The following is a 12,949-nucleotide window of genomic DNA, read 5'->3' on the forward strand; positions in this document are numbered from 1 at the left end:
ATAAAGGTGCTAGAGCTAAATTATTTTTATTTTCAAAACGACAGTGCCATGAAGAAATCCTTATTCTTCTTCGGATATATCGAGAATGATCATGTCATTACCAATTTTTTTTATGTGATTCCATGGCACTCTTATTTCTTCTCCATGTCTTTTCAATCCAAACCATTTCAATGTTGGGATGACCAATGCTTGTATTTGTCCATCTTTTTCGTTTATCTCAAGATCTGTTTGACCGAGAATGCCGAGTCTTTCCGCTTTCTTCACATCCACTATTTCCTTGCCGCTTAGTTCACTTAATCTCATCTTCAACCCTCCATTTCTTCTCTCCATATAAATCTATCGCTGGAGTTTTGTTTTTAGACATAAAAAAACAGTCTGTCGCATTTAACAGACTGATCTGACTTTAAATATTCTTTGGTAGTTCTCCATCTGGACTAATTAAAGCAATTGAGTATTGATCCGTAAAAATATTATTCGCCATATCATCGACACCTTTCTTCGATACAGCATCAATTTGCTCAAGAATTTCATCTAATGAGCGGTGACGGCCGAGCATCAGCTCGTTTTTCCCATTTCGGCTCATTCTGCTATTCGTGCTTTCCAAGCTTAACATCAGACTTCCTTTTAACTGCTCTTTACTATTATTTAATTCCTTTTCTGTAATACCTTCTTGTTTCAGCTTACTTAGTGTTTCTTGCATTGTTTCAAATAAGACATCAAGCTGCTTTGCCCCTGTTCCACCATATAAAGTGACAATTCCACTATCTTGAAATGCCGAATGATAGGAGAATACAGAATAGGCCAGCCCCTTTTGTTCTCTAACATCCTGGAATAGGCGACTGCTCATGCTTCCACCAAGGATATTATTTAATATGATCAAATCATACATATCATCATGACCCACTTGTAATCCATCAAAGCCTATACATAAATGAGCCTGCTCTGTATCTTTTTTCCTTGCAATTTGGTTTGAATGAAAGGTTGGTCTATCCTCAGATTGCTCCCGCTTTCCACCTTCATAAGAACCAAAGAATTGTTCAACCTCATGAATAAAGGATTCTGAAATATTACCTGCAATGGAAATAACCACATTTTCAGGCGTATACATATTATGTACGTATTGCTTTAGCGTTTCACTGGTAAATGTAGAAAGAGTCTCTTCTGTTCCAAGAATAGGATAACCTAGCGCATGATTTTCATAAATCGCTTTACTTAGGAGATCATGAACAATATCATCTGGAGTATCTTCATACATTTTTATCTCTTCATATACAACTTTCTTTTCTTTATTTAATTCTTCTTCAACGAAGGTCGAGTTAAAGAACATATCTGCTAACACTTCTAGGGCGAAATTGGCATGCGTATCAAGCACCTTCGCATAATAGCAAGTATATTCTTTTGATGTAAAGGCATTTACTTGTCCGCCGATACTATCAAAGGACTCAGCTATCTCTCTTGCTGTTCGTGTTTTTGTACCTTTAAAGAACATATGCTCAAGAAAATGAGATATCCCGTTATTTTCTTTACTTTCATTCCTTGATCCAGTTCCAATCCAAACACCAATGGCGACGGAACGAACGGTTGGAATATTTTCTAGTACGACTCTTACTCCATTTTTACATGTATATTTCTTAATCAAATAAATTCCTCCTGTTCCAGAAACTCTGCTGCATTTAATTAGTTTATACTATTATCGTAAATTTTTCCAAATTTATTAGCTTATCGAACGTCATCTTCTGTCATTATTCTTTCAGTACTTAAAATCTCTGATACTGTTCCAATCTGCAGATCCCTTTGTTTCAATTGAATAATCAATTGATCAAGTGACTTTGCCGTTGAGTCAGTTGGATGCATTAAAATCATGGCACCATTATGAACCTTGCCCATTACACGTTGTATTAATTGTTCAGGGGTTGGCTTTTTCCAATCAACCGTATCAACTGTCCACAAAACTGTGCCGAGATTTTGCTCTGCTGCTATTTGAATAATTTCATCCCTATAACTTCCACTTGGCGGTGCAAACCATTTGACTGGCTTGTTTGTCGTAGCTTTTATTACATCATTTGTCTTTTGAATCTCCTCTCTAGCCTTTTGCGCAGAAATCTTCTCCATATTAGGATGTGTATAGGAATGGTTGCCAATTTCATGTCCTGCAGCATCGATCATTTTGGCTAAATCAGGATTATTCTGTGCCCATCTTCCTTCCAAAAAAAAGCTTGCTGAAACATTATGCTTTTTTAAAGTAGCAAGCATGTCTGTTAAGTATTCATTTCCCCATGCTACGTTAATTAGAAAGCTTACCATCTGTTTTTCTGGATGTCCTTTGTAAATGGGAGTTGGCGGCAAATCACTCAAATTTATTTTTGGAGTAATCTGTTCAAAAACTAATTTTTCCTGGATATACTTACCTTCAGGCTTCATTTTTTTATAAGAAGCTTCTATATCTACCTTTACCCCATTTAGCCCAGGTATGGCTTTCCACACACGATCAATTTTAGCATCCTCAGGGGGAATATAGAAATTTTCAGACTTATTAATGATTTCATTATATAATTCATCCTTTTGCTTTATAACGAAATCAGTATCTAACTTCAAACCTGAAACATATTGGCTGGTGAGCGGGTTATTCACTAAGAATATAGCTATGACACAAATAATGGCGAAATGAGCATACTTTCTCATCCTCTTGAGCCTCCTTCATTTAAACATTATGTCTTGAAGGGACAAGGTAGAACGCCTAAGTCCTCACTTCCTAGTATGCAGTAATAATTGCATTTTAAGTCATACAAAAAGCCAGGAGTTTGCCTCCTGACTTTTATAATTAATCCATTATTATTGTTGAGCTTTTTCTTTTTGCTCACGCTCTTCACGAAGAACTGCCTTACGTGATAAGTTTACGCGGCCTTGTTTGTCAATTTCGGTTACCTTTACAAGCAACTCGTCACCGATTGAAACAACATCCTCTACTTTTCCTACACGTTCTTCAGCCAGCTCAGAAATATGAACAAGACCATCTTTTCCATTGAAAATTTCAACGAAAGCACCGAACTTTTCAACACGCTTTACTTTACCAAGATACATTTGTCCAACTTCAACCTCACGGACAATATCTTCAATAATTTTCTTCGCTTTTTGATTCATTTCTTCATTTGTTGAAGAAATGAATACCATTCCATCCTGCTCAATATCAATCTTTACACCAGTTTCTTCAATGATCTTATTGATTTGTTTTCCGCTTGGTCCAATAACATCACGAATTTTATCTGGATTAATTTTCATTGTTAAGATTTTCGGCGCATATTGAGACAGTTCTTTCTTCGGTTCAGAAATTGTGCTCAGCATCGAATCTAGAATTTGCATACGACCTTTTTTCGCCTGCTGAAGTGCTTCTTCTAAAATTTCACGTGAAAGTCCATCGATTTTAATGTCCATTTGAAGAGCAGTTACTCCTTTAGCTGTACCTGCCACTTTAAAGTCCATATCACCAAGATGGTCTTCCATTCCTTGAATATCCGTTAAAATAGAATAATGCTCACCAGACTTAATAAGACCCATAGCAATCCCTGCCACTGGCGCCTTAATTGGTACCCCAGCATCCATCATTGCAAGCGTGCTCGCACAAATACTTGCTTGTGAAGTCGATCCATTTGATTCCAATACTTCAGACACAAGACGAACCGTGTATGGGAAATCCTTTTCAGAAGGAATGATCGGCTCTAATGCACGTTCACCTAAAGCACCGTGACCGATTTCACGACGGCCTGGCCCTCTGATTGGGCCTGTTTCACCTACGCTAAAGTTAGGGAAATTATAATGGTGCATGAAACGCTTCTCTTCTTCAATTCCAAGACCATCTAAGATTTGAACATCACCAAGTGCACCTAAAGTACAAATACTAAGGGCCTGTGTTTGTCCACGAGTAAATAGTCCAGATCCGTGTGTACGCGGAAGCAGTCCAACCTCTGATGATAATGGACGAATCACATCAAGTCCACGGCCATCTGGTCTAACTTTATCTTCCGTAATTAAACGGCGCACTTCACCTTTGACAATTTTATCAAGGATTTGCTTCACTTGTTTAAGCTTATCATCATCTGCTTCTTGTTCTTCAAATCTTGCTAAAATCCCATCTTTAACAACTTTAATTGCAGCTTCACGTGCATGCTTCTCCTGCACTTGAATTGCAATAATCATATCTTTTTCACAAATACTGCGAACTTCTGCTTCTAACTCTGGATCCAATTGATAAAGAGAGATTTCTCTTTTTTCTTTGCCAATTTCCGCAACAATTTCTTCTTGGAAAGCAATTAGACGTTTAATCTCTTCATGACCAAACATTATCGCTTCAAGCATGATTTCTTCTGGAACTTCTTCTGCTCCAGCTTCAACCATATTAATGGCATCCTTTGTACCAGCTACAACTAAGTGAAGATCACTTTTTTCTGCTTGCTCAACAGAAGGATTAATAATAAATTCTCCATCAATACGACCAACACTTGCACCCGCAATCGGGCCCTCAAATGGAATATCAGATACACTTAGTGCTAGTGATGATCCAAACATCGCAGCCATTTCTGAAGAACAGTCTTGGTCCACACTCATAACCATGCTCACTACTTGTACATCATTACGGAATCCATCTGCAAATAACGGACGAATCGGTCTATCGATTAAACGGCTCGCTAAAATAGCTTTTTCACTTGGACGGCCTTCTCTTTTAATAAAGCCTCCTGGAATTTTACCGACTGCATAAAGACGTTCTTCATAGTTCACAGTCAATGGAAAGAAATCTAAATTCTTCGGCTCCTTCGATGCTGTCGCTGTACTAAGTACCGCAGTATCACCGTAGCGCACTAACACAGCACCGTTTGCTTGCTTTGCCAGTTGTCCAATTTCGACTGTTAATTTACGCCCAGCCCAATCTATGGAATAGATGTGCTTATCTTGTCCCATCTTCGTAACCCCTCTCTACCTTATCGCTCTAAAGTTTAGTCAAACCTTTGCTTATATAAAATCATAAATGAAAAGTTTAAGTATAAATTCATGCGCTTTTATAGTATGTACAATTTTTTCACTAGTTAAAAGAGATCTTTATATATGTAAACAAGTGTTCTTTTTAAGCTAATAAAAAAGCGGGAAAAATCCCGCTTTTTCAAATTAACGACGTAAGCCTAGTTTATTGATTAACTCACGGTAACGTTGAACATCTTTGTTACGCAGGTAAGTTAAAAGATTACGACGTTTACCTACCATTTTCAAAAGACCGCGACGTGAGTGGTGATCTTTCTTGTGCGTACGTAAATGCTCGTTCAAAGTGTTGATTTCTTCTGTAAGGACAGCGATTTGAACTTCTGGAGAACCTGTATCGCTCTCATGAGTTTTAAACTCATTGATTAGTTCATTTTTACGTTCTTTAGTGATTGCCATCCGATTCACCTCCTAATTTGTCAATCCCCATTTACTGAGCAAGCGTCGGTGACTCGACATGCCAAGCAAAGGTTCATTTAATACGTTTATAAGAATACATCTTTTTACGACAAAAAGCAAGACTAAACCCTGATTTTTTGGAAGTAATGCAGAGCATTTTGCTTATCTTCCTCTATTTGTGACACAAGTTCAGCCACTCCAGAGAATCTTTTTTCTTTTCTTAAGTGCTGATGCCATTCTATGATTACTTCAAGACCATATATTTCTTGATCAAAATCAAATATATGTACTTCTATGGAAGGTTTTGATGCAGACTTACTATTAAAAGTCGGCTTATATCCTACATTGCAAACCCCTTCATACCATTGGCCATCAACAAAGAAACGGACACAAAAAACACCCAGAGGCGGAATCCAATAATCTTCAGCCAAATCAATATTGGCTGTCGGAAAACCTATTGTGCGCCCGCGTTTATCCCCATGGATAACAGTTCCGGTTGTTGTGTAATATCTTCCTAATAGCTGTGGCAGCTCTTCCATTTTCCCTTCAGCAAGCAATGTACGAATGAGTGTTGAACTGATCTTTGTATCATTATTAGAGAGTTTTGGGACTATCGTATACTCAAATTGATTCCTTGAGTGGAAGGGCATTGTCTCCATCGTGCCTTTTCCCATGCGGCCATACGAGTAGTCAAATCCAGCTACAACATGTTTAACATTAAGACCAATAATATATTGATCCACAAATTCCTGTGGGATTAAATTAGCAAAATCCCGAGTAAAATGAATAATAAATAAGTAATCAATAGCTAAATTTGCCATCAATTGAGTTTTATTCTTAAGCGGTGTAATGTATTCAATTTGCTTAACACTCTTTCCAAGGACAACAGATGGATGAGGATCAAAAGTCATTACAGCGCTCTTCATTCCTTTTTCCTTTGCTATTGTCTTAGCACGTGTAATGACTTCTTGATGACCTAAATGAACACCATCAAAATACCCTAAAGCCATTACTAATTCTGGAAAGTCAACTTTATTTAGTTGATGTGGATGATGTATTGAGATAACTTCCATAACGATTCACCTTTTTTCTTTTTCCGAGCCTTATACTTGTGAGTCATTTCTTAACACTTTGACTGGCTTCATCAGCCCTTCTTTCTGTGGGTGATGTTCATATATTGCTATTGCCAGACAATCCGCTGTTTCAAGCACAATTGGGCCCTTTATGGTTAATAAATGATCTGGGATGTCCAAAACGGCCCCATTTTTAACTTTCTTTGCTACTGTATCATTTATCCTATATTTCGGCAAATGGGAAAGTGCTGTTTCTAAAGGGTAAATTGCTTGTAAGATTGATTCATCTTCTACTTTTTTCTCTATCTCATCAAATGACAAACAATCCTCTAAGTTGAAGGCTGCTGATTGAATTCTAACGAGATCAGACATATGTGCTGGGAGCCCTAGTTCCTGCCCAATCATTACCGCTAACGTTCGGATGTATGTACCCTTACCGCAGGAAACGCGAAAGCGAAAGCGAATGGGATCTCCGCTAAAGGTATTTCTTTCATCAAGTAGCTCAATCGAATGAATCATTACTTTTCTTGTTGGTCTTTCCACTTCAATTCCCTGTCTTGCATACTCATAAAGTCTTTTCCCATTTACTTTTACTGCTGAATACATCGGTGGAGTTTGTAAGATTTCACCCGTTAATTTAGCTAGAACAGATAGTAGCTGTTCACGTGTAAATGACTCTGAAACCTTTTTTTGTTCGACAATATCACCTGAAGAATCTTCAGTTGTTGTTGAAAATCCAAGGGTGACTTCCCCTTCGTACGCTTTCCCCGCATCTGTTATGTATTCCGCCACTTTCGTAGCTCTGCCTAAACAAATAGGAAGCACACCAGTAACATCAGGATCAAGTGTTCCAGTATGACCAATTCGCTTCATCTTTAAGATTTTGCGCAACCTGAAAACACAATCATGTGAGGTCATCCCTTTTGGTTTAAACAGTGGCAATACTCCTTCCACTCTTCATTCCTCCTTCTCTTCACTTCAAAAAAATGGATAGACAAGTGTCTATCCATTCATTGTATCAACTCTTAGTCCTCTTTTTCTTTTGACCGTTCCTCATCTTGAATTTGATGAAGCAATGTATCAATTCGATTGCCATAATCGATGGACTCATCGAATTCAAAGAGAATTTCAGGTGTTTTTCGCAAACGAATACGCTGACCGATTTCTGAACGGATAAAGCCCTTTGCTTTCGCTAGACCTTTTAGCGTATTTTCCTTTTGCTCTTCGTCACCAAGCACTGAAATAAATACAGTTGCTTGTTGGAGATCGCCAGTGACTTGGACATCTGTTACCGTTACAAATCCAACCCGAGGGTCCTTGATTTTTCGGCTGATAATTTCGCCCAATTCCTTTTTCATTTGTTCTCCAACTTTATTTGCTCGAAGGCTCATGTCATTTCACCTCATCTTAAAGCCACTCAATATCAGTTATTGTTCGTTCAATTTCTGGAAACGAATCAATGAACCTAAGGGCATTCTGTAATTCTTGTTCCGTTGAAATACGGGAGGAAGATACAGCAACAATGGCTATTTTCGTTCGCTGCCATACATCTTGAAAATCTACCTCAGATACAGAAATATTGTATTTCTGCTTCAATCGGGTAAGAATACGCAACAATACTGCTCGCTTTTCTTTTAAAGAGTGTGCGTCATAAATAATACACTCACAGGCAGCTAAGCCAATGATCATTTACGTTCAATTTCCTGCATAATATAAGCCTCAATGACGTCTCCTTCTTTAACGTCATTAAAGTTTTTAATTGTTACACCACACTCATAGCCTTGGCTAACTTCTTTAGCATCATCTTTAAAACGTTTCAATGCATCGATTTCACCTTCGAAAACAACAATGCCATCTCTGATTAAACGTATGCCACTATCACGTGTGATCTTTCCATCAGTTACGTATGAACCAGCAATTGTACCAACTTTTGATACTTTAAACGTTTGACGAATTTCTGCCTGACCAATAATTTTTTCTTCAAATTCAGGATCAAGCATACCTTTCATTGCCAATTCAATTTCTTCAATTACTTTATAAATAATACGGTGTAAACGAATTTCTACGCCTTCCGCATCGGCTGCTCGTTTTGCATTAATATCAGGGCGAACATTGAAGCCAATAACAATTGCATTGAATGCAGCAGCAAGTGTAATATCAGATTCATTAATCGCACCAGCACCAGTGTGAAGGATACGTACGTTTACGCCTTCTACATCAATTTTCTGTAATGCGGTTGTTAATGCTTCAGCAGAACCTTGAACATCTGCCTTCACAACAATGTTAAGCTCTTTCATTTCACCTTGTTTCATATGCTCAAACAAGTTATCTAAGCTAACACGGGTTTTTTCACTGCGCTGTGCTTGTAGAGCCTGCTGTGCACGTGCTTCTCCTACTTGACGAGCTTTCTTCTCATCTTCTAACACTGCGAAACGATCACCAGCTTGAGGAACATCATTCAAACCAGTAATCTCTACTGGTGTTGATGGTCCTGCTGTCTTCACGCGTCGGCCTAAATCATTAACCATCGCACGGACACGGCCAAATGTGTTACCAACGACAATTGGGTCCCCAACCTTTAATGTTCCATTTTGAACTAATAGGGTTGCAACTGAACCGCGACCTTTATCTAGTTGTGCTTCGATTACTGTTCCCACCGCATTGCGATTTGGGTTTGCCTTATATTCTTCTACTTCACTTACAAGAAGAATCATTTCAAGTAGATTGTCAATGCCTTCTCCTTTTAGAGCAGCAATCGGTACAAAGATAGTATCCCCGCCCCAAGCTTCAGGAACTAATCCATATTCCGTTAATTCTTGCATCACTCGATCAGGGTTTGCACCTTCTTTATCCATCTTATTAACTGCTACAATAATTGGTACTTCTGCAGCTTTAGCATGATTGATTGCCTCAACTGTCTGTGGCATTACACCATCATCAGCTGCTACAACAAGAATGGTAATATCAGTCACTTGAGCACCGCGAGCACGCATTGTCGTAAATGCAGCATGTCCCGGTGTATCCAAAAATGTAATTTTCTTTCCATTTTCTTCTACTTGATACGCACCAATATGCTGAGTTATTCCACCAGCTTCGCCTGCAGTAACTTTCGTATTACGAATCGAATCCAATGTAGTTGTTTTCCCGTGGTCAACGTGACCCATAATCGTAACAACAGCAGGACGTTCAATTAACTGTGCATTCTCATCTTCAGTGAAATAAACTTCCAAGTCTGTTGTATCTACGATTACTTCTTCTTCTACTTCAACACCGTATTCGCTTGCAATCAATTCAATCGCATCTTTATCAAGTTCCTGATTGATTGTTGCCATCACACCAAGCATGAATAGTTTCTTAATAATTTCTGATGGTTCACGGTGCAGCTTTTTCCCAAGCTCTGCAACAGTCAATGACTCTGTAAATGTAATCTTCGCAGGTAGTTCCTTGACTTTCCTAGGTGTTGGAATAGCCGGAGCTTGTTGCTGCTGTTTGCCTTTATTATTCTTATTTTTATTGTTGTTTCGTTGATTGCTATTATTTTTATTGAAGGGCTTAGATTGATTCCCTTGACCTTGGTTTCTTCCACCATTTGCATTAGGAGCTGGTTTAGAAGTAGTTTTTTTGTTTGCAGATGAATGGTTACCATTCTCTGAAGGGGAATTAGTTTTTGCTTTCACTTGCCCTTGTTGCTGTGTTTTCTGTTGAGTATTCGACTGTTTATTTTGCATTTGAGGTTGCTTCTCTTCTTTCTTGCTATAGATTCCGTCCAATTTTTGCACGGCAGCCGCTTCAATTGTTGTCATATGATTAGAAACCTCAATATTCATACTTTGTAATTTCGTTATGACATCTTTACTTGAAACATTTTGTTTTTTTGCATATTCGTAAACGCGCATCTTACTCATACTTTCACCCCCGCTGGAATTAATCGAGCAACGACTTCAGCTTTTTTGCAAATCCTTCATCTAAAACCGCCACAACAACCCGTGCTTCTTTTCCAATTGCTTGACCGAGCATCTCTCTGTTTTCAACAAGTTTATATGGAATATGATAGGATTTGCATTTATCTGTCACTTTTTTAGCTGTGTTCATAGAAGCGTCTGCTGATAGCAATATGAGCTTCGCTTTACCATTTCTAATTTCTTTGATAGTAAGCTCTTCACCCGAAGTAATTTTTCGTGCCCGATTCGCTAAGCCAAGCAATGACATCCATTGATTTCCATTCATTTGGATTGTCGTTTCTCCTTCTCTATAAGCTCTAGGAGCTCATCATAAATTGAATCATCTATTGAAACTTCTAAATGATTAGCTAATATATTTTTCTTCTTTGCTAGCATTAATGCTTCTTTCTCTTTTGAAAGATAAGCACCGCGCCCAGATTTTTTTCCGGTTAGATCGACTGATACTTCCCCTTCTTTCGAGCGAACGATGCGAACGAGTTCTTTTTTCGGTCTCATTTCACCGGTAGCGACACATTTACGCATAGGAACTTTTTTACGATTGTTCACGCTCATTCACCTCTATTATTCCATATCGTCTGATAGATCAAAATCTTCATTCGCAAAGTCATTATCTTCATAATTTAATAATGTCTCTTCTCTTGGATAAATACCGGATTCTCGGGCTTCTGTTTCAGATTTAATATCAATTTTCCAACCTGTCAGCTTTGCTGCTAGACGCGCATTTTGACCACGTTTCCCAATAGCCAGTGATAGTTGGTAATCTGGTACAATAACCGTCGTTGCTTTCTCTTCTTCTTTCACAATAACATCTAATACTTTAGATGGACTTAATGAATTAGCTACGAAAACGACCGGATCTTGTGACCATTTGACAATATCAATTTTTTCACCTTTAAGCTCATTTACAACTGCTTGTACCCGTGTTCCCTTTGGTCCAACACATGAGCCTACTGGATCTACTTCTTCATTGTCTGCATGTACGGAGATTTTTGAACGGTCACCCGCTTCACGAGCGACAGATTTAATTTCGACTGTCCCGTCATAAATTTCCGGTACTTCAATTTCAAAAAGTCTTTTTAATAACCCAGGATGTGTTCTAGACACAAAGATTTGCGGGCCTTTTGTTGTCTTTTCAACTTTTGTAATAAATACTTTAATCCGATCATGTGGTTTGTATTGTTCATTAGGCATTTGCTCATTAGCCGGAAGAATGGCTTCAATCTTTCCTAAACTTACATAAATGAACTTAGAATCCTGGCGCTGAACAATCCCAGTCATGATGTCTTCTTCACGATCGATAAATTCGGAATAAATAATTCCTCTTTCAGCCTCACGCACACGCTGTGTAACAACTTGTTTAGCTGTTTGAGCGGCAATACGGCCGAAATCCTTAGGTGTTACTTCTAGTTCAACTATATCTTCAATTTGATAATTTGGATTATGTTTACGTGCATCTTCAATTGAAATTTCAAGTCTTGGATCAAATACCTCGTCTACTACTTCTTTACGTGCAAAGACTCTCATTGTTCCGCTTCCAAGATGTAAATCCACTCGTACATTTTGAGCCTGATTAAAGTTCCTTTTGTATGCAGATACTAGAGCTGCCTCAATAGCATCGATAATCACATCTCTTGAAATCCCTTTTTCTTTTTCAAGCAAGGTCAGAGCATCCAACAATTCACTGCTCATGAAACTTATATCCCCCTTTTGTTAGAAAAGCGCAAGCACCTTGCCCACCCCTCTAGGCATAGCATAAGACGAGCCTCATAAAAAAGGGATATTTCCCTTACTTAAGAGGGTTGACTTAAAACCTTGAGCGAAGAAGGCGCTGGAGCTAGACATTTATCTATCTTCATTCTCCAAAAATAGCTGAATTATGAAAAAACCACTGCTAGACGAGCATTGGCCACTTTTTCATAAGGAATTTCAACCATCTTTTTCCTCGTTTTAATTTTGATTTCAACTGTTACAATTTGACCATCAAACTGTGTTAAAATCCCTTCAAACGTTTTTTCTCCATCAATGGGCTCATACGTCTTAATAAAAACATTTTTCCCTACTGCTTTGTTAAAATCCTTATCGTTTTTAAGAGGGCGTTCAGCTCCCGGTGATGAAACTTCTAAGAAATAGTTGTAAGGAATTGGGTCAACCTCATCAAGCTTGTCACTTAATTGTTCACTGACAAGTCCACATTCTTCGATATCCACTCCGTTTTCCTTATCGATAAATACGCGTAGAAACCAATCCTTACCTTCTTTTACATATTCAATATCGACTAATTCTAATTTAAGTTCATCTAAAATGGGGGTGACTAATTCTTCAACCTTTTCAGTCACTTTGCTCATAAATATCCCTCCTTTTACCTTCACTCTTACCCTTGCAGCTTTTTTTCATTGGTAAATAATTGTATTTAGACAGAAAAAAGCGTACACAACACGAAAGAGTGGGTTGCCCCACTCTTCTTTAACGAGAGTTATAAATAGTATT

General features: G+C 38.2%; 14 protein-coding genes. All 14 read right to left on the minus strand.

Features of this window, described 5'->3' with window-relative positions; translation table 11 throughout:
• Positions 1 to 60: 60 nt before the first annotated feature.
• The 14 genes from ACFYKT_RS02045 to rimP all read right to left on the minus strand — a co-directional run bounded on the left by ACFYKT_RS02045 (position 61) and on the right by rimP (position 12,807).
• Positions 61 to 303 (minus strand): YlmC/YmxH family sporulation protein, encoded by a 243-nt coding sequence (locus tag ACFYKT_RS02045; RefSeq protein WP_389214688.1) that lies wholly within the window; start codon positions 301 to 303, stop codon positions 61 to 63.
• Positions 304 to 403: 100 nt separating this feature from the next.
• Positions 404 to 1,639, minus strand: coding sequence for a M16 family metallopeptidase (locus ACFYKT_RS02050; protein WP_389214690.1), 1,236 nt, complete (start codon positions 1,637 to 1,639; stop codon positions 404 to 406).
• A gap of 80 nt (positions 1,640 to 1,719) precedes the next feature.
• Entirely contained in the window at positions 1,720 to 2,682 is a 963-nt protein-coding gene (locus ACFYKT_RS02055; RefSeq protein ID WP_389214693.1) for a polysaccharide deacetylase family protein, read from the minus strand.
• Positions 2,683 to 2,832: 150 nt separating this feature from the next.
• Entirely contained in the window at positions 2,833 to 4,953 is a 2,121-nt protein-coding gene (pnp, locus tag ACFYKT_RS02060) for a polyribonucleotide nucleotidyltransferase (protein ID WP_389214696.1), read from the minus strand.
• A 204-nt stretch (positions 4,954 to 5,157) separates the two neighbouring features.
• Positions 5,158 to 5,427, minus strand: coding sequence for a 30S ribosomal protein S15 (rpsO, locus tag ACFYKT_RS02065; RefSeq protein ID WP_053475709.1), 270 nt, complete (start codon positions 5,425 to 5,427; stop codon positions 5,158 to 5,160).
• Positions 5,428 to 5,549: 122 nt separating this feature from the next.
• Positions 5,550 to 6,500 (minus strand): bifunctional riboflavin kinase/FAD synthetase, encoded by a 951-nt coding sequence (gene ribF, locus ACFYKT_RS02070; RefSeq protein WP_389214700.1) that lies wholly within the window; start codon positions 6,498 to 6,500, stop codon positions 5,550 to 5,552.
• Positions 6,501 to 6,530: 30 nt separating this feature from the next.
• Complete coding sequence (truB, locus tag ACFYKT_RS02075) at positions 6,531 to 7,454, minus strand: tRNA pseudouridine(55) synthase TruB (protein ID WP_389214703.1); 924 nt, start codon at positions 7,452 to 7,454, stop codon at positions 6,531 to 6,533.
• 71 nt (positions 7,455 to 7,525) lie between these two features.
• On the minus strand, positions 7,526 to 7,891 hold the full coding sequence (rbfA, locus tag ACFYKT_RS02080; protein WP_389214706.1) for a 30S ribosome-binding factor RbfA: 366 nt from the start codon (positions 7,889 to 7,891) through the stop codon (positions 7,526 to 7,528).
• A gap of 16 nt (positions 7,892 to 7,907) precedes the next feature.
• Positions 7,908 to 8,189: a DUF503 domain-containing protein gene (locus tag ACFYKT_RS02085; protein WP_389214709.1), complete on the minus strand. Its 282-nt coding sequence runs from the start codon at positions 8,187 to 8,189 to the stop codon at positions 7,908 to 7,910.
• Entirely contained in the window at positions 8,186 to 10,405 is a 2,220-nt protein-coding gene (gene infB / locus ACFYKT_RS02090) for a translation initiation factor IF-2 (RefSeq protein ID WP_389214712.1), read from the minus strand. The genes ACFYKT_RS02085 and infB overlap by 4 nt, the downstream gene beginning before the upstream one ends.
• A gap of 19 nt (positions 10,406 to 10,424) precedes the next feature.
• Positions 10,425 to 10,727: a YlxQ family RNA-binding protein gene (locus ACFYKT_RS02095; RefSeq protein ID WP_389214715.1), complete on the minus strand. Its 303-nt coding sequence runs from the start codon at positions 10,725 to 10,727 to the stop codon at positions 10,425 to 10,427.
• The gene (gene rnpM / locus ACFYKT_RS02100) at positions 10,724 to 11,008 is read right to left on the minus strand and encodes an RNase P modulator RnpM (protein WP_389214718.1); all 285 of its coding nucleotides are present in this window, start codon (positions 11,006 to 11,008) and stop codon (positions 10,724 to 10,726) included. The genes ACFYKT_RS02095 and rnpM overlap by 4 nt, the downstream gene beginning before the upstream one ends.
• A gap of 15 nt (positions 11,009 to 11,023) precedes the next feature.
• Positions 11,024 to 12,151, minus strand: a complete 1,128-nt coding sequence (nusA, locus tag ACFYKT_RS02105) for a transcription termination factor NusA (RefSeq protein WP_389214720.1) — start codon at positions 12,149 to 12,151, stop codon at positions 11,024 to 11,026.
• 185 nt (positions 12,152 to 12,336) lie between these two features.
• Entirely contained in the window at positions 12,337 to 12,807 is a 471-nt protein-coding gene (rimP, locus tag ACFYKT_RS02110; protein ID WP_389214723.1) for a ribosome maturation factor RimP, read from the minus strand.
• Between the last annotated feature and the right edge of the window lie 142 nt (positions 12,808 to 12,949).

Origin of the sequence: Cytobacillus mangrovibacter (assembly GCF_042865275.1) — a bacterium.
GTDB lineage: Bacteria > Bacillota > Bacilli > Bacillales > Cytobacillaceae > Cytobacillus > Cytobacillus mangrovibacter.